The following is a 25,271-nucleotide window of genomic DNA, read 5'->3' as shown; positions in this document are numbered from 1 at the left end:
CTTGCAGCATGCCAAAAATAAGAGAATCTAGCCACATTTAGAAGAAGACTAGCGTACAACTAACACAGAGCAATGCGCACGACGGGTAACTGCTTCACTGACACTTCCAAGCAATAAACGCTCTAGTGCCCCCTTGTTATGAGCGCCAAGCACAATCAATTCAGCGTGTAATTTGTTTGCTGTATCGAGAATTACGTCTGCTGGTACTCCAATTTCGGATTGCAGTGTAGGCTTCACGTGGTACTCTTGGCAAATTTGATCTGCCTTTGCGAGCAATTCGCGATTTTTCTCTGTGTCATAGGGGACAGGTAAAACACCAAACTCTCCATTGACATAAGGGATTGATTCCACAAATAGAACGTGAACCTGTAATGCGTCATTTGTCGCAAATGTCCGCAATGCATAACGCAGTGCTTGATCTGCCGATTCCGTGCCGTCGTACCCAATCAGAACGTTCATTTTCCTACCCCTAACTGTGTGATCGCTATTTTGTTCTCATCGATTCTCATTATGCGCTACTTTTTATTCCTTGACTAGATGAAAATCAAAGGCGTCTGACAAAAGGGGAGATTGATTAAAATTTTTCTGAGACGACTTTTGCCTGCATAAACAATTGGAGATAATCTGGACCTCCTGTTTTTGAATCGGTTCCAGACATGTTGAATCCACCAAAAGGATGAACGCCAACGAGTGCACCTGTACACTTGCGATTGAAATAGAGGTTTCCGCAAAACATTCGCTCACTGGCGTAGGCGAGATGTGCTTCGTCATGACTAAATACAGAGCCTGTCAACCCATACTCAGTGGAATTGAAAAGGTCAATGGCTTCCTCAAAACTGTCCGCTTTCATGATGCCTAGCACAGGACCAAAGATTTCTTCTTGCATCAACCGGCTGTCTGTTTTTGCGTCAATGAAGATGGTAGGTTGCACAAAAAACCCGTGATCTGGACCTGTTTCTCCGCCAGCGACAAGTTTTGCTTCGGTTTTTCCAATTTCGATGTAGTGCTGTACTTTTTTGAAAGCTTTCTCATCGATGACAGGTCCCACATAGACATTGTCTTCAGGATTTCCCATTGGCAATGATTTCGTCAGTGCGACTACTTTTTGTACAACTTCATCGTAGACGTCTTTATGGACGATTGCTCGACTGGCAGCAGAACACTTTTGACCTTGAAAGCCAAATGCGGATTGTACAATCGCAGCGGCAGCTGCATCAAGATCAGCGTCTCGATCGACGACAATGCCGTCTTTCCCGCCCATTTCTGCAATGACGCGTTTGATCCATTTTTGACCTGGGACGCGCTTATTCGCGTGTTCGACAATATGCAAACCGACGTCACGCGAGCCTGTAAACGAGATAAACCGTGTCAAAGGATGACCGGTCATATAATCGCCAATTTCTTCAGGGCGACCCGGCACATAGTTTAGAACACCTTTTGGTAGTCCGAGTTCATGCATTAATTCTACGAACTTCGCGGCAATAACAGGTGCATTTGGCGATGGTTTAAGCAATACTGTGTTGCCTGTAACGATCGCTGATGTCGTCATACCGGCCATGATCGCAAGCGGAAAATTCCAAGGCGGGATAATGACACCTACACCGAGTGGAATATAGACTTGCCGGTTAAATTCACCTTCGTATGGAACGAGTGCAACAGGGTTTGCTAAACGCAACATTTCGCGGGCGTAATATTCCATAAAATCAATAGCTTCTGCTACGTCGGCATCTGCCTCAGCCCAACTCTTCCCCGTTTCAAGTACCATCCATGCACTAAATTCAAACTTGCGCCTACGAATTGCAGCTGCTGCTTTTAGTAAGTAGCTACTACGTACTTCAGCTGGCGTATAGCGCCAAGTCTCAAACGCTTCACTTGCTGCAGCGATTGCCTGATCAATCGCTTGGCGATCAGCTTGGCTTACCGTGCCGATCAACTGATCTTTTTTTGCTGGATTATAAGAAGGGGCAGTTTCTTCGGTAAAAATCGCTTCCCCGTTAATCACTAGGGGATAGGATTTTCCAAGTTGATTTTTAACTTGTTCAATGGCTTGACGCATAGCTTGTTCGTTTTTTGGCAAACTGAAATCGACGAAAGGTTCATTTTTGAATGGTGTGAGTGTCATCATCAATTTCCTCCTTTTCTTATGCGTGGATCATAGATTTTACGACAAAGCTGACATTCGCGGGACGCTCTGCGAGACGGCGCATAAAATACGCATACCAGTCATCGCCGTAAGGGACGTAAATACGCACCTTATAGCCTTCTAAAGCTAACTGCTGTTGCAACTGAGGACGAATCCCATATAACATTTGAAACTCAAAAGCGTCTTTTGGAATGTGTTGCGATGCGACAAATTGTTTCATTTGTTCAATGATTGCTTCGTCGTGTGTCGCTATTGCCGTGTAGTGACCATTGGCGAGATGTTGCTGAGCGAGATGTAGGAAGTTTTTATCTACGTCAGCCTTATTTGGAAATGCAACAGACGCATCTTCCTTATAAGCACCTTTTACAATGCGTAAATTTGCATTAAGTTCACCAAGTTGCGCGACATCTTTCTCACTCTTATACAAATAGGCTTGGATGACAAGTCCAACGGTATTGCCATAAGTCGCATGCAGTTCACGGAAAAGGGCGATGGTCTTTTCGTTATGTGCGTAATCTTCCATGTCGATCCGCACAAAATTGTTGTGTTTTTTTGCCTCTTCGAGAATGCGAATGACGTTTTCCTTACATAAATCACGCGATAAATCCATGCCTAACTGGGTGAGTTTGATCGATAAGTGCGACCGTACACCACGCTCAGAGATAGCCGCTAATGTCTGTACACATGCGTCTGCAGACTGTATGGCTTCCGCCTCTGTAAAGACAGATTCGCCAAGATGATCCAACGTGACGAGCAGTTGTTTTGCATTGAGTGTCTGCACCGTCGAAATGGCTTCCGCTAACGTTTGACCAGCGACAAATCGCTGTGCGCCAAGGCGCAATCCATAGCGACGCGCCAATTGATTTGCTTTGCGGTTTTTTGCCATCAACAAAAGCACATTGCGCATCACTTGTTCCACGGTTCCTGATGCTCCTTTCTTGCGCTGCAAGAGGGTTCTCATGTGGCGCTTCTCATTTCAAATACAAGCAAGAACCATGCCACAAAAAAACACAACAGGTTTTCCTTACTGATACGCAGTTCATAAGATTTATGTGCAATAGACTACAATTATTTTAACACATCTGTATGATTGTGTGCAGGAGTTATACAAAAGTGTATAATTAAAAACTACAGTCTTGTCTATTAAGTAAATGTGCAAAGGCGGAATCGATATGGGGGAATTTGATCAAAACGTTCCCAACGGAATTCAAGAGTTGTTACCAGAATTGCATCATGGGCAGAGAGAGCGAGTACCTTTCTCTGAAATTGGCGAGGCGATGTTATCGACATTATTAGATACTGTTGAAGAAGCGGTCACCATTGTCGATGCAAATGGAATTGTTCGCTATTGGAATTCAGTTGCCCAGCGGCTGTACGGAATTTTAGAAAGAGACATTATTGGAAAGCCAATTGGAGAATTTCCTTGGAAATCATTAATTTTGGGGAGAGTGCTTAAAGAAGGAATCGCAGTACATCAACTATATCATGAACCGCGCCCTTTAGTGCACGTGTTAATCAACGCAACGCCCATTCGTATACAGGGTAAAATTGTTGGTGCAATCGCTACCGAACAGGATGTCACAAGTTTAGTGCGATTGGGTGATGAATTAATGAACACCAATCGCCAATTAGCAAGTCTTGAGGAAACTGTGCAGCGGCAAAATGACGAGGCAGACCCCTTTGAGAGTATTCTTGGGAACGGAAGAGCGATCACACAGGCGATTCACATCGCGAAGCGTGTGGCAAAATCGGATGCTGCGGTGCTATTGTATGGGGAATCTGGTACTGGCAAAGAGTTGTTTGCACATGCGATTCACCGCGCCAGCCAGCAATCTAATGGCCCCTTTATCGCGGTAAACTGTGGTGCAATTCCACAAGGATTGTTTGAAAGTGAGTTATTTGGCTATCAACCAGGAACTTTTACCGGAGCTGATCGGAAAGGAAAGATTGGGAAATTAGAACTTGCGCAAAAGGGAACGATTTTTCTTGATGAAATCGGCGAATTGCCCTTAGAATTGCAAGTCAAATTATTGCGTGTGCTCGAAGACCGAATGTTGTATCGCATTGGCAGTGAACGGGGGATTTCGCTTGATGTACGTATCCTATCGGCAACGAATCGCGATTTACAGGAAGAAGTAATGCGCGGTCGTTTTCGTGCGGATTTGTATTATCGCTTGAATGTGGTCTCCCTAGACTTGCCACCTCTAAGAGAACATATGGAGGACATTCCTCTGCTTGTTCAGCGTTTTGCCCACCAATTTGCAATGCAGTATAACCGATTGATTCCGAACTTCGATCCAGATGTGATGTTAGCACTCGTCCGTTATTCGTGGCCTGGGAATGTGCGGCAACTAAAAAATATGGTAGAGCGCTTGGTGATTTTGGCTGATGAAGATGGCATCCATGTGCATCACTTGCCACCAGAAATACAGCAAGTCGTTTTTTCTGGCAGTGAACATCGAGGTTGGCAGGAAGATCTGTATAGAACAAGGGAAGCTTCCCAGTTTCTTGAACAGAGTGAAAGCTCCATTCCCTTGCTTTCAAAACACAGTACGAACACTTTTCCCCGAGAAGAAGAGAAAGAAGGAGGGAAGAGGAACAAGAGGATTACGCCAGAATCACTGCGCAATACGCTATTGCGGACATATGGCAATAAAGCTGCTGCTGCGCGCGAACTTGGGATTTCACGCGCGACTCTGTATAATTATTTGCGCACGTATAGGATGTCTGATTGACCACTCATTGTCGCATCAATAGAGGTTCATGCGCAAGGGAAAGAAGGTGTAACGATGCGTGAAGAGATAGTTGTCTATACGACGACACAGTGAGGAAAATGCAAAATGGTGAAAGAGTATCTTTCCCATCATCATTTACCTTTTAAAGAGGTGAATGTTTTTCGAGATCCTGGATCGATTGATGAGATGCTTCACTATACGGGGTCTTTTACCGCGCCGTTGTTGCGCATTGGCAGAGAATTTGTTCAAGGTTATCATCCTGCGGCGATCGAACGATTGCTGGCGCAAACAGGGTGGCTAGATTCGTAATATGCAAAGGTGTGCGAGAAGAATTGAAAATGCCTGGGAAAACAACATGAATTCTGTGACTTTCCCAGGCATCCAACTTATCTGTGTGTAGTTTGCAGGGTCATGCTAGCATTGCGTAAATCAGAGTGGATTTGTGCGGAAGGATTGTATGCTTGATACCATCCGCGTTGAATCATCAAGTCTGTAAGTCTTCCGTGTGCATTGACTGTGTCGTTAAAATGTTGCATCATCATATTGCGTATGTCTGTTGTGGAAATTTCTGTTAGAGCGAGCGCTTGATTTTTTATTGAGGCCTTCAAAGTATTTAATAATTCGGAAGCGATTACTTGATCCGTGATCATTGTTGTAGGATTCGCCATCATCGTAACCAGGGGGATAACCTCCTTTAGTTAAATGCACTGCGGGTAAGAGCATTTTGTAGATCAATCATATGCCTTTGGCAAGACTGTGCTTGCTGCATAAGCAAACCGCCTAATTCGCGATCTTGTACCGATGGCATGAGCAGGTTACAAATTGCATAGGATGTTGTTGTACTCGCAAGCAATTCGTGAAGTTCAAGTGTTTCATGCGCAGCTAATCGCTGTGAATTCATCTTTTGCGTTCCCTCCTTGTGCTTGCTCTGTCGCAATCTTAAGATGCCCCCGCAAGATCCTTCTATACTGTTGCATGACAATTACTTTTTGCGCGTCATCGCACTTAATTGATCCCAATCGTGCGCACTTAAATCGATTAATTCATTAAATTCCCCTGCGCCTTGTAACCATTCACCTCCGTCGATTGTCACCACTTCACCGTTAATGTAACCGGCTTCATCTGACACTAAAAATGCAGCTAAATTGGCTAACTCACTTTTATTCCCTACTCTGCGTAAGGGAACACGATGCATTAGACGTTCAGCAATCTCATCGGATGGGACAAGACGCGACCAAGCGCCTTCAGTAGGGAACATTCCGGGAGCAATCGCGACTTGGCGAATTCCATATTTAGCCCATTCGACGGCGAGAGAGCGAGTGAGTGATAATACGCCAGCTTTGGCTGCAGCAGAAGGAACCACAAATCCGGAACCCGCTCCTGAAGCAGCGTATGTAGTCACAATATTTAGCATTACGCCACCTTGTCCGCTAGTTATCCATCGTTTCCCAAGTTCCAAGGTCGTATAAAAGGTGCCGTGCAATACAATCTTTAAAACGGCATCTACTGCGTGCGCGGATAGTCGCTCGGTAGGGCTAATAAAGTTCCCTGCTGCATTGTTAACTAAGATATCAACTTTTCCGTAATGAGCGAAGACGGCATCAAACAAGTCTGCAATCTGTTTTTCCTCTCTTACATCACAGGACTTGTAAAACACTTCACCACCTTGTGCGGTCATTTCTTGTGCAGCCCTGGCTAGAACTTCTTCACGGCGGCTAGCAATGGCAAGCTTTGCGCCGAGTTCGAGATATCTTTCGCCAATTGCTCGACCAAGTCCTGTACCCCCTCCAGTAATTACCACTACTTTATCTTGCAATAAATCGCGACGGAACATGATTACACTCTCCTTGCGAGGTTTTGTTATAACTCCATTATACCTTTGAATGTCGGCAGCTTAGGAAATCTTTTGCTGTTAACAAAGTAGTCTTAGGTTCGAATAAGGCAAACTACTTTATAACATGATAGAATTTTTCTAGAGGATGAACGTTTAGATTTTGATGGATTGTGGTGATTGGAGGTGGAGCAACAGCAATGAAGCAAGAGATAGAGCGGATTTTTCGCACCGTGCTGGAAATTGTTTATGAAGGAATTGTTGTGGTTGATGCAAACGGCATGATTGTGGAATTAAATGATGCATATGCGCGATTTCTTGGGATGCGCAAAGAAGATGCACTGCATCGACATGTGACAGAAGTCATTCAAAATACACGGCTCCACGAAGTATTAAAAACGGGAGTTGCAGAAAAAGATCAAATTCAAATTATTCATGGTCACGAAATGCTCGTTCATCGCATTCCGATGTATAAAGGTGATGATGTGATCGGGGCAGTAGGTATGGTCATGTTTCAAGGAGTGAATGAGCAATACCAAATGATGGATCGCATTCACCAATTAGCAGTTGCGTCAAATCGTCAAAAAAACGCCATGCAAAAAACGTCTGATGAATTCATACAAACATTTGATGCTGTGATTGGCCATAGTTCTGAGATGATCGCTTTAAAAAAGCTCGCCCTGCGTGTTGCTCGTACAGCAATGACGGTGTTAATTACAGGTGAAAGCGGAACCGGGAAAGAATTATTTGCACGTGCGATTCACAGTGCAAGTCTATTTGGTAAGGGACCTTTTGTCGATATTAACTGTGCTGCGATTCCGGAAAATTTACTGGAGTCGGAATTGTTCGGGTACGAAGAAGGTGCTTTTACAGGAGCAAAACGCGGTGGGAAAATCGGGAAATTTGAAGCTGCGCACACAGGTACGTTATTTCTCGACGAACTTGGCGATATGCCGCTTGCGATGCAAGCGAAGCTTTTACGCGTGTTAGAAGATCGCGCGATTGTACGTGTCGGAGGAATTGAAAAGCGACCTGTGAACTTGCGTGTCATCGCTGCCACGCATAGAAATCTTGCTGAAATGGTCGAAAAAGGAAAATTTCGTGAAGACTTATATTTTCGGCTCAGTATGATGCATGTGCAAATTCCTCCTTTGCGTTATCGCAAAACTGACATCCCTACTTTAGTTCACTATTATATGGATCGACTATCTACGCGATTCCATGTGCGCAAAAAGCGGTTGCATGATCGCACCTTGCAACTTCTTTATGAGTACACTTGGCCTGGAAACATCAGAGAGCTTGTGAATGTTGTAGAGGTATTAGTAGAAATTATCGAAGCGGACATCATTACACCAGATGACTTACCGGATTTTATTTATGAGCGACTTACGCAAGGTGACCGAGATTCATCGCTTGCAATAAAAACCACAAAATCGTGTTCATTAAAAGAGCGTGTCGTACACAGCGAACGAGAAATTATTTTAGGGGCGCTTAAACAAACAGGGGGCAACAAAGTGGCTGCTGCCCGCTTATTAGGTATTCATCGCTCAACGCTGTACTTAAAATTAAAGCAATTGGGGCTATCGTAAGGTAAGAATTGGTTTACAGGCGCGATGTGATCATTTTGCGTCGCGTGTAAAATTCCACCCCATCGCGACCATTTACGTGCAAATCACCATAAAATGAATTTTTCCATCCGGAAAACGGGAAAAATGCCATAGGGGCAGGAACGCCAATGTTGACGCCAAGCATCCCAGCATCTATTTCTTCTCGGAACTTTCGAATTGCACTCGCGTTGTTTGTATAAATACAGGCACCGTTTGCAAAATCAGATTGATTGGCGATGGCAATTGCTTCATCTAAAGTATCGACTTTCATAACGGATAGGACGGGAGCAAAAATCTCATCTTTCCAAATCGTCATCTCTGTGGTTACGTCAGCAAAGATAGTGGGACCGAGGAAATATCCTTTTTCTACTGCAGCCGCTTGATCTTCTCGACCATCGCGAATAAGTGTTGCCCCTTCTGTTTCACCGCGCTCAATGTACTTGACAGTTCGCTCCTTGTGTGCCTTTCGAATGACTGGACCCAATTGAACACTGCGATCAGAACCATCGCCAATTTTTAATGCGGAAGCGGCTTTTTGCAAACCTTCAAGTAGAGGTTCGGCAATGTCACCAACAGCAACGACAACCGCACACGCCATACAACGTTCTCCGGCTGATCCAAAAGCGGCTGCGGTAATTCCTCGTACTGCTTCTTCTAGATCCGCATCAGGTAATACAATTGTATGATTTTTTGCACCGGCAAGCGCTTGTACACGTTTGCCGTGAGCAGCCGCTTTTTCATAGACATATTTAGCGACAGGCTGTGACCCCACGAAAGATACAGCGCGGATTTCAGGGTGTTCGAGGATGCCGTTTACCGCATCATGAGTTCCATGGACAATGTTTAAAACGCCATCAGGCAATCCAGCAAGAGTAAATAATTCTGCAAGACGTTGCGCTAATAGAGGGGTTCGTTCTGAAGGTTTTAAAATAAAAGTATTCCCACAAGCGATCGCGAGTGGAAACATCCAACACGGGACCATCATAGGGAAATTAAATGGCGTAATTCCTGCCACGACGCCGACGGGATAACGATACATGGCAGATTCCATTTGGGTTGCAATGTCAGGCAACTGTGAGCCCATCATCAGAGTAGGCGCTCCGGCTGCAAACTCGACATTTTCAATGCCGCGTTGTACTTCGCCATAGGCATCGTCATAGCTCTTGCCATTTTCGAGAGTAACGAGTCGGGCTAGTTCATCCCAGTGTTCGACTAGTAATTGTTGGTATTTAAAGAGGATTCGGGCACGCCGAGGGACAGGTGTTTTGCTCCAACTGACAAATGCCGACTTTGCAGCTTGTACTGCGTCATTCACATCTGCAGGTGTTGAAAGAGGAGTTGCGTGAATCTTCTCACCTGTTGCGGGATTGTATACTGGCTCTGTTTTGTCTGAGTAAGCAGGGACCCACTTACCCCCAATGAAATTAGATAAAACGCGCAGATTTTCAGTCATTATCGAGTGGTCTCCCTTCCTCTTGCTTTTCTACACGAACAATTGCCCGACCGTTAATTTGTCGATTGCGAAGTGCAACATAGGCTTCATCCGCTTGTTCTAAAGAATATGTTGCGGTAATTGACTGTTCATAATTTATTTTTCCAGTAGCCGCAAATTGGAGGATTTCGGGCATATCGGTTCTGGTGCGCGCTCCATATGAACCGACGATTTGCAAACTTCGCCGCACAACTCGCTGCAGTTCAATATCTGTTGAAACTCCTGTTTTCGCGATACCAACCACCGTGATACGCCCTCCATCACGCACAAGATCGGCAGCGAGGGAAAAAGTTTGTGCGCTACCCAGTGCTTCAATGGCGATGTCTACTCCTTTTCCGCCTGTTAGCGCCTTCACAGTAGTTACAGGGTCACTTGCAATTTCTACAGTTTGTGTCGCACCCATTTGACGAGCAAGTTGCAACTTGTTTTCATCGAGGTCAATGGCAACAATTTGCGCGGCGCCAAACGTTTTTGCCCATTGAATCGCATTGAGACCGATGCCGCCTGCTGCAACGACCGCTACCGTATCTCCTGCTTGAATTGCAGAGGCGTGACGCACTGCACCGTACGCTGTAAAAACGGCACACCCTAAGATTGCAGCCGTGTCGAGTGCAATTTCATCAGGCAACACAAAGACGTCGGTTGCAGGGACCACTGCATATTCTGCGAGGCCGCCCATCGAGTACATCCATACTGGAGATCCATCAGGTCTAAATAATCGGGTTTCTCCATCATAAAGTTGTCCTTTAAGACGATTGTAAGAAAAAAATTTTTCGCAGAGGTCGTCACGTCCCATTTGGCAATATTGGCACGTTCCACAAGGCATGATAAAAGCAGAAACGACCCGCTGACCTATGGATAATCCTTCCACACAGGGACCGAGTTTGGCGACTGTCCCACTGATTTCATGTCCAAGTACTGCTGGTGTAGGGAATTTTACATCCCCCTGCATGACGTGTAAGTCCGTGTGACAAACTCCACATGCGGCAACCCGAATGAGAACTTCACCGTCTTTGGGTTCCGGAATGAGCAACTCCTCGATTTGCAAAGGTTGATTGACTCCTACAAAGACAGCCGCTCGCATGGTCTCCCGCATTCGCAAACCCCCTTTTATGAGAATAAAGATGTTTCTAGTATCATCTAAGCAAGTTTCATTCCATCGTTTTGATCTTCCGAAACACGTTTTATCTCGATACAAAAACCGTACAGTTCTCTTGTTTTTCGATGAGGCAGACAATGAATAGGGTCAATAAAAAAGATATATATGTAGAAGTTTTACGACATGTCGTCTGCATGTCTTAGAAATTCGACATATTGGTAGTTGCTACGTAAGTACACTTGTCCTTGTCCGGATTGCGAGACGATCACATTGCCTACGAGATACGTGTCCCTTTCCATATCAAGGGAAGATGCATTTATTGATCTCAGGTGATGTTTTTTACTGCGATCGCAAAGGAGGTTTAAATGATGCATCCTTTCTATCACCAGGCGCAATCATTGGTAGGTCAACCAATCTATGTGCATGCTCATGGACGCGTGCACCATGGTGTGTTGCATTCGATCAATAGTCAAGGAATTTATCTACGCCCACTAAATTCAGCTCGCACAGTGAGTATGCATGACGAGCAAACGACAGAAATCGTTCCCTTACCTCTTTCTCAACAAGAGGAGATTCAAGCAGAACCCATTTTCTGGGCCTTGTTCTTTATTCCTTGGTTTGCCATTTTAGCACTCGGTCCGTGGTGGTGGTGGTAAAAAAAGCGATCTAAACGGTGGGTGGGGACAACCTCCCACCGTTTTACATCCTGCCACTGTTGCTTTTTCAAACACTAGAGCTGCTGTTTTTGTCTAAGGTACAATGGTGTGGTCGTGTGCGGATTCTGGTTTTTGTGGTGTAATCTGTGTTTGTGAAAAACGCCTTAATTCTTCTTTGATTTCTTGTAACTCGGAGCGAAACCCATTCCATTCCTTTAAATCTTGGTGGATGCTGACCAATTGCTCAGTGGCTTCATTAAAGCGTTCAACGTTTTCCTTTAAATACCGGATAATTTGCACTCTTTCTTGAGGAGAAACGGATCGCAGGTTGAATTGCTCTTGAGCGATGGGGAGTAGCTCGTTTTGTTGTTCCATTTTACTATATAGTTTGCGTAACGCGGCGCGTAGCTTTTTCATGTCTTGTTGCGTTTGGTCGTAATTTTTCATAATAAGTTCTTCTAATTGGTTTGCTGGTGTTGTCGGCATATCATTGGGTTGCATGCGCTAAACTCTCCTTTTTTTTCAAGATACAGCATCATACTCACGAGTTTGTAATTTGGTCTCCTGTCCCTTAAAAATTGGTGCATCCGCCTAGGTAAAGATGGTTGTGAGCAAATTTATCTATAGAGCATAGGCTATCACCGTGTTCATTCGATGATCAGGGACAGGAGAGGGGAAATGGGCGTTGCATCACCGATTGGCAGTTCACGAAACTCTTATGATTCACGAATTGCTTGTTTTAAAGAGCTCGAGTCTGTGGAAATGTCATCGTGCCTTACATGATATTCGCGATGAGCAATTGCAAAAAATCATTGCGAAACAAATTCCGGTGCTAAAAGAAGAAATGTGGGATCTCGTAACGTTATTACAACGCCGCCCATTGCTTTTACCGAGCGACTACATTCACAAGGGGTCAGAATATGGAAAATAACGAGATGCGGATACGCTTGATGACTATGGATTTACTTATGACGACAAAGTTTGCAATGATCAGCACTACATCCGCTTTAATGGAAACCGCGACACCAGAAGTACGAGAGATTCTATCTAAACAATTACAAAATGCGACTCACTTTCATGCAGCATTGTCGGACTTGGCTGGTAAAAGAGGATGGTACGATGCGTATGATATGGAAACACAGATTCGCAATGATGCGCGTCTTGCTCAGTGGGTCTACCAGATAGAGTAGCACAGATGAGCCGCCTAGACGTCAGGGTTTGCTAGGCGGTTTTTTTCCATTTAGGATGATCTTCTAATGTTCGAAAAGAAGGGACAATAGTTAGTATCACCCAAAAGAGAAACAACAGGCTGCCGGTCCCTAAAAACAATTGTCTAAGTGATAGCCATTTGACTTGAAGCAGAAAAGCAGAACCTGCATAACTTAAGGGAGTAAGTCCAATTGACATAAAACTCAACAAGGACATCACACGGCCTAGTTTATCTTGAGCAACGATCGTCTGAATATAGGTGGTGAACGGAATGTTCACTACACTGATAATGACACCCAAAGCACTCATGATAACGATTCCCTGCCAAGGATTGTTGATCCATCCGATAAGAGCAATGCCTATTCCTACACCAGATCCAATCATGCCCAACCATTTCATATGGCCGCGCAGTCCCTTTAATAAGCCGATTAAAATGCCACCAGCGATTGCCCCAAACCCTAAACTCGCCTCAAATGTCGCATATACACTGCCCCTCCAGTCTCTGATATGAACAAGAACAGGAATTCCAATATTGATAGGGCCCATAAAAAGTACGTTTATGATGAGCGAGGCGACCATAATCAGTGTTAAAATGCGAATAGACAGAGTATAGGAAATTCCTGATGCGAGATCGCGCAAGGGCGACAGAGTTTGACGTGTTGCATTTTTTGTATCGCGAAGAGTGGGTTCATTTGCGTCGCTCGTCTCTAAAGGCAAAGCACGCAACCGTAAAAAGAGCAGAATTCCCGCACTGCCAAGGTACATAAGAGCAACAACAAGAAACATATCTGCATAACGGTGCATAAGCAGTAATGCAGAAGCGATCAGCGGGCCCATCACTGCGCTCAATTGTTGTGAGGTTTGGATGAGGCTATTCGCTGTGGGAAGTTTTTCATCCGTTACAACAAGGGGTACAATAGAACCGTTTGCTGGCCAAAAAAATGCGTCAACAGTGCCAAAAACAATTGCGAGTGTGTCGATTAGCAGTGGGTGAACGCGGTGAAATGTCAGCAAGAAAAGCGAGAAGAAAACTAAAACAATGGAGCGAGTTCCAAGTGATGTGATGAGGATCCACTTACGATTGAAACGATCTGCCATGACACCACCGATCAGCATAAAAATGAGACGCGGGATGGAGGCGACGGTAAGTACGGTGCCCAGTGCAAGGGGAGAACCCATCGAATGGATGACAAACCAACCAAGTAAGATAAAATAAGCGGCATCTCCGAATGAAGAGACTACACTAGCAAGCCATAGGCGAAAAAAGTTCAAATCGCGCCAGAGAGATGAAGTTTTATGAGTGAACAAATACAGACACCTACTTTATGTATCTTTTACAAGCTTACATAATTTACATATGTAAGATAGAATAACGGAGTAAGCACGAGAAATCAATGATTGAAAGTAGAGGATAACCTTGGATTCCCATATCCATGCACGAATACTCATCGCATGTAAAGATCAGCCAGGAATCGTCGCAAAAATATCGACGACGCTATTTTCACTCGGTGCAAATATCACAGAATCTGCACAACATACGACGAATCCATTGGAAGGTACATTTTTTATGCGGATTGCATTTTATATTCCGCGCATTGAATCTGTAAAAGAAGTCATTCAGGATGCCTTTGCACCTCTTATTAAACAATTTTCAATGCAGTTTCAACTATTTTTAGAAGAAGAGCGCAAGCGCTTTGCCATCTTTGTTTCGCGTGAGGATCATTGTTTGTTAGAATTGCTGTGGCGTCAGCGTTCAGGAGAGATTCAAGCGGATATCTCAATGATAGTAAGTAATCATCCGAATCACGAGCAGATTGCCCAACAAATGAACGTTCCGTACTATTATATTCCTGTTACTCCAGAGAAGAAGCTACAGTCAGAACGCCAGCAACTTCAATTGCTGGTAGGGAAGGTCGACTTCATTGTGCTCGCGCGATACATGCAGATTCTATCGCCTCAGATGGTAGAACAGTTCCCCCGTCGCATGATCAATATTCACCACTCTTTTTTGCCTGCTTTTGTAGGTGCGAAACCTTATGAACGCGCCTATGAGCGCGGTGTAAAGATTATTGGGGCAACCGCGCACTACGTTACTGCCGACCTAGATGCGGGACCTATTATTGAACAAGATGTGTTACGGATTGACCATGGATATTCTGTGAAAGAAATGAAGGCTGTGGGGAGGCAAATTGAGCGCACCGTTCTGGCGCGCGCTGTTCGCTGGCATGTAGAAGACCGAATATTGGTTCACGATAACAAAACAATCGTATTTACCTGAGCCGCCCACGGCTCAAGCAAGGTTTCAAAAAGCCTATACCTTGCAATCTCTCCTCATGCTCGGAGCTTTACAGCACTTTTGGTAAGAGTGGATAGGAGAAAGGTCCTACCCACTCACACTTGAGATCGTTAAAATAAGCGATGGACAGCGACTAAGTGTCGACTCCAAAAGCCGTGATCAATTGAAAGATAACCGACTTTCCCTAGACCACCACCTTCTTCGATCATTTCACCATGGCCTATATAGATTCCAACATGTGCTGAACCTGTCGGATTTGTTCGATCAGAGAAGAAAAGTTCATCTCCGGGACGCATTTCGTGAATGGGAATAGGCCAGCCTACATGTTCAAACTGTACGCGCGATGAGCCCGAGAAGTTGTAGCCGAGTGCTTCGTGAAAAACGTATTCCACAAAGTTGGAGCAGTCAAATCCATATTGTCCGCGATCCTCGTTGTGTCCCCAAATATAGGGTGTCCCGAGCTTACTTTGGGCCACTTCTTCAATCGCCTGCAATTTTTCAGCATAACTCGCGCTAAGGGGAGCTAAAGGGTGCGTATTGGGATCGAGTGTAACTCCAGGAGGAATTGCAGTGGTCGTCTTGGGTGGAAAATAGCTAGTAGATGTAACATTATTACTATTTATTGCAACCGTGTCGACGGTGCTGTTTTGTATGCCAGAATGACTAAACGGCGGCGCCCAGGTAATATAGTGAGGATTCGCAGTAATAAACCCGACAGCGCCGTCGTCAAGACGTACATACAGCCAAAAGCGAGTGGCTCTAATTATGTGAAGTACGGTTCCTTTCGCTAAAAGTTCAATCTCGTTATATATTCCTAGATGCGGTGATGTTTTCAAATATGCTGCGTGAGATACAACAGCCTGCAAAGATCCTTCCTCTGTTGTAGCGGCAAATACGGAGTGAACGCTAGTGAAAAATGGAACGGTCATCGAACCAAACAATAAACTTGCCCCAAGGAAGGACGTCCATTTTTTCTTGCCGTCATGATCCATCTAAAGCTGACCTCCTTAAACATAACAATCTGGAGACTTCGTCAGAATTAGCGTATCATGAGTCTTAAACAAGGAGAATCTGTAATATATTGAAGTCGTGGAAATTTATTTTCCCTTATATTTTTAAATTCTTCAGTTGGATCGTCCATTGTACGAGATTATCCATAAGTTGCTTGAGGAAATCGCGCGTGACTTCATCAGTGATCTTTCCTTCTGGGGAAAATTTTTGGGCTGCAAATGACACAAGCACCTCTGGCCTTGAGACAGGTCGCATATCTAATCCATGGAGAATATCGCGCAAATGTACTTGTGCTTTTGCTGTACCGTAAGCACCTAGAGTGGCTCCGGCAATCGCAGCAGGTTTTCGTGCGAGTGGAGAACCAAACATTGAACGAGAAAGCCATTCAAATGCGTTTTTCAGTGCTGCGGAGATTGTAAAGTTAAACTCTGGAGTAGTAAAGATAAATGCATCTGCAGATTTTGCGAGATCCACTAATTGAAGAACAGCGCTAGGCACTTCGTTTTCTAGATCTTGATTGTAGAGTGGGAGTTGCGAAATATCGGCTGCGGTATAGGTGACGAACGGAGGTAAAAGTTCACTAGCAGATTGTAATAACTTTGTATTATAAGATTCCTTTCTTAAACTTCCTGAGATACCTACTATATGTAATTGGTGCTGGTCAGACATGATGTATAGCCTCCTAAGCAAATAGAATACAAGTAACTAACTTTAGAATACCGCAGATTTGGAGAAGCGGCAAATTGAAGTTTGCAGAGGTGTATTTATTCCCCTCTGTGATTCGTTTCTTGTTTATAGGAGGTTTTAGAACACATATCTGATATTTTTTTGAATTTAATGTGACTTCCTCCAAATGCTGCTGACTCTTCTGGCAATCCACCATAGCGTGTCCATAAAAGCCGTACAATGAGAATGACACAGATCGCACCGACTTCGACAACGAGATGTTCATCGTTTATCGCCAACAAAATTTTCCGAGCGAGAACGGTTAAAATGACGTCCATCAGGCGATTAGGGGATAATGTGCGAATGAGATCCAATATTTCATAGACCAGTAGTAAGGAAAAGATGTCTTCTGTCATTTTGCGGTAATTACTTAAAAAAAGTCCTGGGTGAAAGAGAAATTCTCCCCACTGTGCTGCAAATCCGACAAGACCCAATGCTAATGTGAAGAGAATGAGACCGACGATCGCCCAGCGAATATACAGCAAAATTTGCCGACCTAAGGAATATACATGGCGATCCACTCTGCATCCCCCGCGAATTTTATGTAATGCAATCCAAATAGTAGTATGTCAAGTTCTGTGTAGGTTATTCGTTGCGGAAAGATACGTTAAGTTTATGTAAATTTGCTGAGATCCCGCATTTGCACTGTTGACGATCTATATATAATTATGTAACTATGTGACAGAGAGTGAGGTGACTGACTAAAATGGCCGAGCCTTTTGCAGATCAAGCGGAAATCTATAAAGCGCTCGCTGATAAGACGCGCCTTCATTTATTAGCTTTACTTGCACAAGAGGAATTGTGCGTATGTGAACTTGTTGCTGTTTTTGACATGTCACAACCGAGCATTTCTCAGCATCTGCGCAAGTTGCGGCAAGCAGGGCTCGTTAAGGAGCGAAAAACGGCTCAGTGGGTGTACTATACGTTAGATGATTCGAAGTTCCCTCTCATACGTCAAATCATTGACACATTACCTGACGTATCTAAAGAGATTCAGCACTTACAGGCACGCGGATTAAGAGTGCAATGTCATGTGTAAACAGGTGAGGAGCAAGTAAATGGTTGGCCTTGCAATTAGCATTTTTCTATTTACGTTGATTTTGGTGATTTGGCAACCACGAGGACTCTCGATCGGTTGGAGCGCGCTATTTGGTGCAATTCTTGCACTTTTGCTTCACGTAGTTTCTTTGCGTAACGTGTGGACGGTCACTGAGATTGTGTGGGACGCCACGCTGACGTTTGTGGCTATTATTATCACATCCACAATTCTGGATCAAATCGGCTTCTTTGAGTGGGCAGCACTGAAAATGGCTCATGCGGCCAAAGGGGATGGACGTAAAGTTTTTTTATACGTCATCTTGCTTGGAGCGATGGTTTCAGCATTTTTTGCAAACGATGGAGCAGCTTTAATTTTGACTCCAATTGTACTTGAAAAGGTGAAGTTATTAAAATTTGATGCAAAAAAGATGCTTCCCTTTATCATGGCAAGTGGTTTTATTGCTGATACAACCTCGCTGCCTCTCATCGTGAGTAACCTCGTCAATATTGTATCGGCTGATTATTTTCACATTGGTTTTATTCGTTATGCAATTCATATGATTGTTCCGGATTTGTTCTCTCTTTTTGCAAGTATGGTCGTACTCTATCTCTATTTTCGCAGAGAAATTCCAGCCACTTATGATCCAAGTGACCTGCCAGCGCCAAGTCACGCGATTGTCCATCAGGGGTTGTTTAACCTATCGTGGGTGATATTAACTGTACTACTTATATTATACATCTTAACTGAGATTTTGCATATTCCTGTCTCCTTTGTAGCGGGAATCGCTGCACTTGCCCTTCTATTTGCAGGTCAAAGAACCGGGGTTATTCGGCCTTGGCAAGTGATTCGAGAGGCCCCATGGGCCATCGTCGTCTTTTCGATCGGAATGTACGTTGTTGTATATGGCCTGCGCAATGCAGGGTTAACGCTTGTATTGGGCCATGTAATCGAGAAAGCGACTGCAGGTGGATTTTTTGTCGGAACGGTTGCTACGGGTATGCTCGCAGCTGTCCTCTCAAGCATCATGAATAACATGCCAACGGTCATGATTGGCGCTTTAGCTATTCATTCGACAACTGCTACAGGTGTACTTCGCGAATCGCTCATTTATGCGAATGTCATTGGCTGCGATTTAGGTCCAAAGATTACGCCGATCGGGTCGCTTGCTACACTTTTGTGGTTGCATGTATTGAAGAAAAAAGGGATTACGATTACGTGGGGAAAGTATTTTAAGACAGGAATGGTGCTCACCTTTCCTACACTTTTTGTCACATTATCAGGACTCTATTTATGGATGGTTCTCATTCGTTAATCCAGAGAGGGGAACGGAATTTTGAAAAAACCAATCGTGTACTTTTTATGTACGGGGAATTCGTGCCGAAGTCAAATGGCAGAAGGACTAGCTAAACATATAGCTTTGGACAAAGCGGAAATTTACAGTGCAGGAATTGAGGCGCACGGACTCAACGAGCGAGCAGTTCAAGTGATGCAGGAAATTGGCATCGACATTTCTACTCATACTTCTAAATTAATAGATTCCGATCTCTTGCAGCGCGCAGATTATGTGATCACCTTGTGCGGCGATGCCGATGAGCGCTGTCCGATAACACCGCCGCATGTAAAGAGACTGCATTTTGGCTTTGCCGATCCAGCGCGCGCGACGGGAACAGAAGAGGAAATACAAGCGAAATTTCGGGAAGTTCGCGACGCGATTGCCGATCGGCTGCGCACATTTTTCAGTGAACTGTAGGTTGACGAGTGATGATAAAGAAAAATAGAGAATTAAGGATGGGGATCAGATTTAGATTTTTCAACTCCGAGTTTTACCCAGAGTATGCGTAGTAAAAAGACGATCGCAAACACCCACATGTATTGGGAGAGTGACGGATTGCCTGTAGACAAGAGCAATTTTCGCGCAAAAATCGTTAGGAGTAAATCTAAGAGGCGAATGGGGGAGAGACTCCGTAATAGATCTAAGACTTCATATAGCAACAGCAATGAGAACAGGTCATCAACAATGGAGTAAAAATCCGAAAATATGAGAACTGGATGAAAGATCAAGATCGACCAACGAATGACAAAATCAACTAAACCGAGAGAAATCAGTAAAACGATAACCACTACAATTGCTGGGCGTATAAAGCGAATGAGTGAAGTTGATTTTTCTAACCACTTCATGGCAACACCTCCATGTCTGTAGTATAACACAACGAAAACGATAAATTGTTACATTTCTGCTAAGACGTCTTATGTACCCTCTAGAGCCGTTAGATACGGCTCTAGGTGTTTTGTGAAAGGCATGCTTAGGCACTGTAACCCGATCCTGGAACAAAGAGGAAGAATAAGACGAAGATGATCAAAAAGACGATGGCCCACGTGGTATATCCACCAAAAGCACCCATGGTGACTCCCCCTAAACTGAGATGGTTTTTAAGTCGGCACGACGTTTTGACAGCACTTTGCTTCCGTCGTACTGTGCACTATACGCTTGCGTAAAGCGTGTCGCAAAGGCGAATCACAGGGGGAAAGTGCCTATTTATCATGCGGAGTGGCTCTAGAGGAGGAACGGCCTTCGTGATAAGATACGAAGTAAGTAGGTTCAAAAGGAGGAACGATCAGATGTTTTACAAACCATATGGGGAGTATACGATCGGAGATACATGGACGTCTTTTGGCCGGACGATCACCGAGTCAGATGTAGTTTCATTTGCCGGACTTAGCGGTGATTTTTTTTCTTTACATATGGATGAAGAGTATGCGCGCACAACGCAGTTTGGTCGACGCATTGCTCATGGCATGCTTGTACTATCCATTTCTACGGGACTTTTACATTTTGAACCTGGGGTTATTGCGGCCTTTTATGGCATCGATCACCTGCGTTTTACAACGCCCACTTTTATCGGAGATACAATTCATGTTGAGGAGACGGTGATAGACGTACAAGATCGTGGGGAGCGACAAGGAGTCGTGACAACCAAGCACAATATTTTGAAACAAACAGGTGAGACCGTCATTCGCGCTGAGTTCAAACTTCTGTTAAATCGTGCATAGGGTGCAAACGTCGACACTTTCAAGGATTGAAAACAGAGTGTGCTAGTGATTTAAAGCGGTGACCAGAGGTGTCACCGCTTGACGGTACATTAAAAAATTATAATATCATGTGTATAGGATTTTATGACGATCCGTAAAAGGAGCCAGCCATATGGATGAATTATTTTTCTCGATCGATGGAGTAAATACGGCTGAAACCTCGTCTCCCTCAGCGGAAATCTATGCGAAATTCTTTCAGGGATTGGCCAACGCGACTCGTCTGCGCATCGTCGAGGCACTGCTTACTGCAGATATGAATGTTAGTCAATTGGTGGAGCGCTTAGGAGTGTCACAAAGTCAAATTTCTAATCAACTCGCCTGTTTAAAATGGTGTGGGTATGTAAGCTCCACACAACAGGGTAAATTTGTTGTTTATCGCATTACTGATGAGCGTGTGCGGCAGATGATCGCTTTAGCAAAACAAATTGTGGCAGAGAATGCACAAAACATTCACTCTTGCACTCGAATGTAACTGGGGTTTCTCGAGGATGAGAACCATTTTCTTGAATCCGAGATTAAAGCGGGGGATGCGCTCCTCTTGGGTTTGTATTTCATGTCGGTAAAATGGCGCGCATAGTATCCCATGCGCGCGACCAAAGAACTGCTTAGCTTTTCTTTTTCACTTTTGACGTCGGTGTACGAGTCCATTGCCCGCCTGATCAGTTGGTCGTACGATGATTGTGTCGAGATCGACGTGCGGTTTACGCGTGACGGCAAAGACAATGATATCGGCAATATCTTCTGCAGTAAGCGGAATCATCCCCTCATATACTTGCTCTGCTTTTTGTTTATCTCCCTGATATCGAACTACACTAAAGTCAGTTTCCACCATTCCAGGATCTACTGAGGTGACGCGAATAGGGTAACCGAGCAATTCATGGCGTAAAGCGGTAGAGATTGCGCGCTCACCAAATTTTGTTGCACAGTAAACAGATCCTCCTGCATACGCATCATGTCCAGCTGTAGAACCGAGATTTACCACATGACCATAGCCATTTTCTATCATCAGAGGTACGACCAAACGCGTCATTCGCAAAAGTCCCATGACGTTTGTGTCAATCATAGTTTGCCACTCGGTCTCATCGGTTTGTTCAGCGATTTTGGTTGTTCCAAGGGCTAATCCTGCATTATTTACCAGGATGTCAATGTGGCCAAAATGCTCTTTTGCCTCGTCGACAAATTGTGTTGCACTCTCCAAGTTGCGTACGTCTAATGCGTTCATATAGACATCCGCTCCCTTGTCGCGAGCAATTTTTGCAACTTCAGCTAATTTTTCTAGATTCCGAGCGCCTAGCGCCAGATCGAAACCTGCGTCAGCCAGTTGCAATGCGGTAGCTTTTCCAATTCCACCGCTTGCGCCAGTGATCATGGCCACTTTCTTCATTTTTTTCACCCTTTTCTTATCTCGAGATCAAATCTATGAGAGTAGAAACGAACTCTTCATACGCAAGCAGGCAAGCGATGACAAGTCTATATTTCATGATATCATAAGTGTAACGAGTTCTGGATGCGCGATTACTGTGAGGAGATATTATAATGAATTTAAAACGCTTTCTCGCATTAATTGAGGTTGCGGATCGGAGCAGTTTTTCTGAAGCTGCGATCAAGCTTGGGTTGACACAACCGGCTGTGAGTAAACAAATTAAGACACTAGAACAAGAATTAGGTGTTACGCTTTTGTATCGTGAGCAATCGAGCGTAAAATTGACTGAAGCAGGAGTACTTGCCTATCAAGTGGGCAAGCACTTGCTTTCGCAATGGGAGGAGCTTGTGCACGCTTGTTCTAGTTTTGATGCAGAGATTACAGGATTGTTGCACATTGGCGCGAGTACAATTCCTGGTGCGCATTTGCTTCCGAGAGGATTGTTGTCATTTCGAGAGCAATACCCTCATGTCGATCTTTCGATTCGCGTGCAATCTTCTGCAGATATTATGGCAGCGCTCAGTCAGGGTAGCATCGATCTCGCATTTGTTGGGATGGTTCCAGAAGGTGCAGACTGGAGGAGTGAGCCGATTTATCAAGATGAAATTTTTTTAATTGGCCCCCCTAGTGCCAATGAAATGCTTGGACCACAAGATTTATTGCGCATTCCTCTAATCGGTCGGACATCGACTTCAGGAACAAAGCGCGCTGTGGAAACAGCTATTCTTGAGCACTATGGCATCCAGGCAAGAGAATTGCGCTACATTGCGCACGTTGAAGATACGACCACACAACTTGCAATGGTTGAGGGGGGGCTAGGATATGCGTTTGTCTCCTCACTTGCCGTGGAGCGGGCAAAGATTAAAAAGATATTCGCTTTGCCGATTCAACGTACATTTTATCTTGTTGTGCCCAAAGCTCGTCGTACAGATTTACTGATTGATGCTTTTTGGCAGTCAATGATTACAATTTTTCAAGAGGAAAGGAATAGGTGAACATGACTGAAAAAAAACGCATGACTGAAAATACGATGATTGAGTGGCTTGGCATCGAGCTCTTGACGCTTGAACCAGAACTTGTGATCGCTCGTATGCCTGTTGATCATCGCACACATCAACCAGCGGGAATGTTGCACGGAGGGGCATCTGTGGCACTTGCAGAAACTGTCGCGAGTGTGGGTTCATGGTATCAAATCGATCAAGCGACACAAGTTGCTGTTGGGCTTGAAATCAATGCGAATCATATCCGTTCGGTGCATGAAGGATATGTCGTAGCAACTGCAACACCTTTGCATAGAGGGCGAACGACGCATGTGTGGGATATTCGGATTCGCGATGAGCAAGAGCGTCTTGTGTGCGTCTCACGGTGTACAGTGGCAATTGTGCCAAAGCAACGATAGGAGACAGACTCTCCATTTACAACTAGACAAAGTGAGGCAAATCCTTTAGTATACTAATATACTAAAGCAAGACTGAGGTGCGATTGTGATCGAAATCAACCGAATTTATTGGCAAACAGCAGATGATGAGATGAAGGCGCGCATTTTGTTGCGCGCTAGCACGGATGTTTCAGAGCAAATGCCAATCGTCGCTGAAATTTGTGCAGATGTCAAAGCACAGAAGGACGCAGCCGTTCTAAAATATACAGAGCAATTTGATGGAGTACGTCTTGCGGCTTCGGACATGCGTGTGAGTGAGCAAGAGTTTGCTTTTGGCATTACACAAGTAGCTCCAAATGTTGCAGAGGCGCTTCGCTATGCAGCTAAAAATATACGGAATTTTCACGAGGCACAAAAGCCTGAACCTATGTGGATGATGGAAGTTGATGAAGGAATCTTAGCAGGAGAAAAAGTGACACCCATTAGTGATGTCGCTCTTTATGTTCCGCGCGGCAAGGGTAGCTTTCCATCTGTTTTGCTCATGCTTGGCACTCCGGCTGTCGTTGTGGGTGTGCCAAGGATCGTCGTTTTAACTCCACCGAATCCGCAAGGAAAAGTAGACCCCGCGATCTTATTTGTTGCACACCTGCTTGGCATTCAGGAAGTTTATAAAGTTGGGGGAGCACAGGCAGTTGCAGCAGCAGCTTACGGCACAGAGACAATTCCAAAATGTGCAAAGATTATTGGGCCGGGCAATCCATATGTTACCGCGGCAAAGCGTTTGCTGATGGGAGTGATTGATCCAGGGATTCCGGCTGGTCCGAGTGAATCCATCATTTTAGCTGATGAATCGGCAGATCCGTATAAGGCCGCCTTAGATTTACTCATAGAGGCTGAACATGGTCCAGATAGCGCTGCTTTGCTTGTCACCGAGAGTGAGCAACTGGCGGATGCTGTAGCATCTTACGTTCAAGAATTGGTAGAGGCCATTGAAAGTCCGACAAGACGTGCGTTTGTGTTAGAAGTTTTGCGACGTTATGGAGGAATTGTCATTACCAATGACTTTGCACAGTCGGTTGATTTTGTGAATGCATATGCACCTGAACATTTAGAAGTTATGGTCAAAGATCCTTTTTCTGTTCTTCCTCGCATTGTCCATGCTGGGGAGATCTTACTAGGTGAGCATACGCCAATTACCCTGTGCAACTTTTTATTAGGACCTAATGCCATCTTGCCAACAGGGCGTAGTGCGCGAACGATTTCCTCAGTCTCGTTGCACGATTTTATGAAGCGATCTTCGATCGGGTATGTGAGTGAAACTGCATTGCAGCGTATTGCGCCACACGCCATTGCAATGGCTGATGTGGAAGGATTTGAAACACATGGACAGGCTCTTCGCAAACGTTTGAAGTAAAGTGAGTAGAGCACAAGAGTGTAACCGAAAAAACCTTACTAGGGAAAGGAGGGGAGCCTGGTTTCGCGGTCAAATACTTTTTAAACACTGTTTTTTTTAGACTGCGGGCTTGCAAGAGCTAA

At 44.6% G+C, this 25,271-nt stretch carries 30 protein-coding genes; 15 read left to right on the top strand and 15 right to left on the bottom strand.

What is annotated here, in order from left to right; translation table 11 throughout:
- Positions 1-48: 48 nt before the first annotated feature.
- The 3 genes from BM613_RS01085 to BM613_RS01075 form a co-directional block, all read right to left on the bottom strand.
- Entirely contained in the window at positions 49-459 is a 411-nt protein-coding gene (locus tag BM613_RS01085) for a universal stress protein (RefSeq protein ID WP_109429309.1), read from the bottom strand.
- Positions 460-574: 115 nt separating this feature from the next.
- On the bottom strand, positions 575-2,122 hold the full coding sequence (gene pruA, locus BM613_RS01080) for an L-glutamate gamma-semialdehyde dehydrogenase (RefSeq protein ID WP_109429592.1): 1,548 nt from the start codon (positions 2,120-2,122) through the stop codon (positions 575-577).
- 19 nt (positions 2,123-2,141) lie between these two features.
- Positions 2,142-3,062, bottom strand: coding sequence for a proline dehydrogenase family protein (locus BM613_RS01075; RefSeq protein WP_109429591.1), 921 nt, complete (start codon positions 3,060-3,062; stop codon positions 2,142-2,144).
- A 253-nt stretch (positions 3,063-3,315) separates the two neighbouring features.
- On the opposite strand from BM613_RS01075, the gene BM613_RS01070 reads away from it, so the two are divergent.
- Complete coding sequence (locus BM613_RS01070; protein WP_181362808.1) at positions 3,316-4,878, top strand: sigma-54 interaction domain-containing protein; 1,563 nt, start codon at positions 3,316-3,318, stop codon at positions 4,876-4,878.
- Between the two features lie 105 nt (positions 4,879-4,983).
- The gene (locus BM613_RS01065; RefSeq protein WP_109429307.1) at positions 4,984-5,187 is read left to right on the top strand and encodes a glutaredoxin family protein; all 204 of its coding nucleotides are present in this window, start codon (positions 4,984-4,986) and stop codon (positions 5,185-5,187) included.
- 77 nt (positions 5,188-5,264) lie between these two features.
- On the opposite strand, the gene BM613_RS01060 is transcribed toward BM613_RS01065, so the two are convergent.
- The 3 genes from BM613_RS01060 to BM613_RS01050 all read right to left on the bottom strand — a co-directional run bounded on the left by BM613_RS01060 (position 5,265) and on the right by BM613_RS01050 (position 6,712).
- A complete protein-coding gene (locus tag BM613_RS01060) occupies positions 5,265-5,546 on the bottom strand; it encodes a spore coat protein (RefSeq protein ID WP_181362807.1) in 282 nt (93 codons plus the stop codon).
- A 26-nt stretch (positions 5,547-5,572) separates the two neighbouring features.
- Entirely contained in the window at positions 5,573-5,779 is a 207-nt protein-coding gene (locus BM613_RS01055) for a spore coat protein (RefSeq protein WP_109429305.1), read from the bottom strand.
- Between the two features lie 81 nt (positions 5,780-5,860).
- On the bottom strand, positions 5,861-6,712 hold the full coding sequence (locus BM613_RS01050; RefSeq protein WP_109429304.1) for an SDR family oxidoreductase: 852 nt from the start codon (positions 6,710-6,712) through the stop codon (positions 5,861-5,863).
- 197 nt (positions 6,713-6,909) lie between these two features.
- Between BM613_RS01050 and BM613_RS01045 the strand changes: the two genes are divergently transcribed.
- On the top strand, positions 6,910-8,298 hold the full coding sequence (locus BM613_RS01045; protein ID WP_146192740.1) for a sigma-54 interaction domain-containing protein: 1,389 nt from the start codon (positions 6,910-6,912) through the stop codon (positions 8,296-8,298).
- A 13-nt stretch (positions 8,299-8,311) separates the two neighbouring features.
- Here the strand turns inward: BM613_RS01045 and BM613_RS01040 are convergent, their stop codons facing one another.
- Both BM613_RS01040 and BM613_RS01035 read right to left on the bottom strand, forming a co-directional pair.
- Positions 8,312-9,769, bottom strand: a complete 1,458-nt coding sequence (locus tag BM613_RS01040) for a CoA-acylating methylmalonate-semialdehyde dehydrogenase (RefSeq protein WP_109429302.1) — start codon at positions 9,767-9,769, stop codon at positions 8,312-8,314.
- Positions 9,762-10,904 carry a zinc-binding dehydrogenase gene (locus BM613_RS01035; RefSeq protein WP_219930606.1) on the bottom strand — a complete coding sequence of 381 codons (1,143 nt, stop codon included), beginning with the start codon at positions 10,902-10,904 and terminating at the stop codon, positions 9,762-9,764. The genes BM613_RS01040 and BM613_RS01035 overlap by 8 nt, the downstream gene beginning before the upstream one ends.
- Before the next feature lie 371 nt (positions 10,905-11,275).
- Between BM613_RS01035 and BM613_RS01030 the strand changes: the two genes are divergently transcribed.
- Complete coding sequence (locus tag BM613_RS01030) at positions 11,276-11,563, top strand: hypothetical protein (RefSeq protein ID WP_109429301.1); 288 nt, start codon at positions 11,276-11,278, stop codon at positions 11,561-11,563.
- Between the two features lie 93 nt (positions 11,564-11,656).
- Here BM613_RS01030 and BM613_RS01025 read toward each other — a convergent pair whose 3' ends face one another.
- Positions 11,657-12,064, bottom strand: coding sequence for a hypothetical protein (locus BM613_RS01025; RefSeq protein WP_109429300.1), 408 nt, complete (start codon positions 12,062-12,064; stop codon positions 11,657-11,659).
- 184 nt (positions 12,065-12,248) lie between these two features.
- On the opposite strand from BM613_RS01025, the gene BM613_RS01020 reads away from it, so the two are divergent.
- A complete protein-coding gene (locus BM613_RS01020) occupies positions 12,249-12,494 on the top strand; it encodes a hypothetical protein (RefSeq protein ID WP_109429299.1) in 246 nt (81 codons plus the stop codon).
- Positions 12,484-12,753, top strand: a complete 270-nt coding sequence (locus BM613_RS01015; RefSeq protein ID WP_109429298.1) for a spore coat protein — start codon at positions 12,484-12,486, stop codon at positions 12,751-12,753. The genes BM613_RS01020 and BM613_RS01015 overlap by 11 nt, the downstream gene beginning before the upstream one ends.
- A gap of 31 nt (positions 12,754-12,784) precedes the next feature.
- On the opposite strand, the gene BM613_RS01010 is transcribed toward BM613_RS01015, so the two are convergent.
- A complete protein-coding gene (locus tag BM613_RS01010; protein WP_181362806.1) occupies positions 12,785-14,044 on the bottom strand; it encodes an MFS transporter in 1,260 nt (419 codons plus the stop codon).
- 145 nt (positions 14,045-14,189) lie between these two features.
- Between BM613_RS01010 and purU the strand changes: the two genes are divergently transcribed.
- Entirely contained in the window at positions 14,190-15,050 is an 861-nt protein-coding gene (gene purU, locus BM613_RS01005) for a formyltetrahydrofolate deformylase (protein WP_245926188.1), read from the top strand.
- 128 nt (positions 15,051-15,178) lie between these two features.
- Here purU and BM613_RS01000 read toward each other — a convergent pair whose 3' ends face one another.
- From BM613_RS01000 to BM613_RS00990, 3 genes are all read right to left on the bottom strand, one after another.
- Entirely contained in the window at positions 15,179-16,060 is an 882-nt protein-coding gene (locus BM613_RS01000) for a C40 family peptidase (RefSeq protein WP_245926187.1), read from the bottom strand.
- A gap of 115 nt (positions 16,061-16,175) precedes the next feature.
- Complete coding sequence (locus BM613_RS00995) at positions 16,176-16,748, bottom strand: NADPH-dependent FMN reductase (RefSeq protein ID WP_109429295.1); 573 nt, start codon at positions 16,746-16,748, stop codon at positions 16,176-16,178.
- Positions 16,749-16,843: 95 nt separating this feature from the next.
- The gene (locus BM613_RS00990) at positions 16,844-17,326 is read right to left on the bottom strand and encodes a hypothetical protein (protein ID WP_109429294.1); all 483 of its coding nucleotides are present in this window, start codon (positions 17,324-17,326) and stop codon (positions 16,844-16,846) included.
- A 185-nt stretch (positions 17,327-17,511) separates the two neighbouring features.
- On the opposite strand from BM613_RS00990, the gene BM613_RS00985 reads away from it, so the two are divergent.
- Genes BM613_RS00985 through arsC form a run of 3 tightly spaced genes read left to right on the top strand, consistent with a single transcriptional unit; the run spans position 17,512 to position 19,594 of the window.
- A complete protein-coding gene (locus tag BM613_RS00985) occupies positions 17,512-17,844 on the top strand; it encodes an ArsR/SmtB family transcription factor (RefSeq protein ID WP_109429293.1) in 333 nt (110 codons plus the stop codon).
- Between the two features lie 19 nt (positions 17,845-17,863).
- On the top strand, positions 17,864-19,156 hold the full coding sequence (locus tag BM613_RS00980; RefSeq protein WP_109429292.1) for an arsenic transporter: 1,293 nt from the start codon (positions 17,864-17,866) through the stop codon (positions 19,154-19,156).
- Between the two features lie 21 nt (positions 19,157-19,177).
- Complete coding sequence (gene arsC, locus BM613_RS00975; protein ID WP_181362805.1) at positions 19,178-19,594, top strand: arsenate reductase (thioredoxin); 417 nt, start codon at positions 19,178-19,180, stop codon at positions 19,592-19,594.
- A 32-nt stretch (positions 19,595-19,626) separates the two neighbouring features.
- On the opposite strand, the gene BM613_RS00970 is transcribed toward arsC, so the two are convergent.
- Positions 19,627-20,022 (bottom strand): hypothetical protein, encoded by a 396-nt coding sequence (locus BM613_RS00970; RefSeq protein ID WP_109429290.1) that lies wholly within the window; start codon positions 20,020-20,022, stop codon positions 19,627-19,629.
- A 441-nt stretch (positions 20,023-20,463) separates the two neighbouring features.
- Between BM613_RS00970 and BM613_RS00965 the strand changes: the two genes are divergently transcribed.
- Together BM613_RS00965 and BM613_RS00960 are read left to right on the top strand one after the other, a co-directional pair.
- Entirely contained in the window at positions 20,464-20,895 is a 432-nt protein-coding gene (locus BM613_RS00965) for a MaoC/PaaZ C-terminal domain-containing protein (protein WP_109429289.1), read from the top strand.
- Positions 20,896-21,046: 151 nt separating this feature from the next.
- Complete coding sequence (locus tag BM613_RS00960) at positions 21,047-21,406, top strand: ArsR/SmtB family transcription factor (RefSeq protein WP_109429288.1); 360 nt, start codon at positions 21,047-21,049, stop codon at positions 21,404-21,406.
- A gap of 147 nt (positions 21,407-21,553) precedes the next feature.
- Here the strand turns inward: BM613_RS00960 and BM613_RS00955 are convergent, their stop codons facing one another.
- Positions 21,554-22,318: an SDR family NAD(P)-dependent oxidoreductase gene (locus BM613_RS00955; protein WP_219930605.1), complete on the bottom strand. Its 765-nt coding sequence runs from the start codon at positions 22,316-22,318 to the stop codon at positions 21,554-21,556.
- A gap of 152 nt (positions 22,319-22,470) precedes the next feature.
- Between BM613_RS00955 and BM613_RS00950 the strand changes: the two genes are divergently transcribed.
- The 3 genes from BM613_RS00950 to hisD all read left to right on the top strand — a co-directional run bounded on the left by BM613_RS00950 (position 22,471) and on the right by hisD (position 25,149).
- A complete protein-coding gene (locus BM613_RS00950) occupies positions 22,471-23,352 on the top strand; it encodes a selenium metabolism-associated LysR family transcriptional regulator (RefSeq protein ID WP_109429287.1) in 882 nt (293 codons plus the stop codon).
- 2 nt (positions 23,353-23,354) lie between these two features.
- Positions 23,355-23,756, top strand: a complete 402-nt coding sequence (locus tag BM613_RS00945; protein WP_109429587.1) for a hotdog fold thioesterase — start codon at positions 23,355-23,357, stop codon at positions 23,754-23,756.
- A gap of 85 nt (positions 23,757-23,841) precedes the next feature.
- Complete coding sequence (hisD, locus tag BM613_RS00940; RefSeq protein ID WP_109429286.1) at positions 23,842-25,149, top strand: histidinol dehydrogenase; 1,308 nt, start codon at positions 23,842-23,844, stop codon at positions 25,147-25,149.
- The last annotated feature ends 122 nt before the right edge of the window (positions 25,150-25,271 follow it).

It is taken from the genome of Sulfoacidibacillus thermotolerans (assembly GCF_003144315.1).
Taxonomy (GTDB): domain Bacteria; phylum Bacillota; class Bacilli; order Alicyclobacillales; family SLC66; genus Sulfoacidibacillus; species Sulfoacidibacillus thermotolerans.
This window is presented reverse-complemented; position numbering and strand designations above follow the sequence as displayed.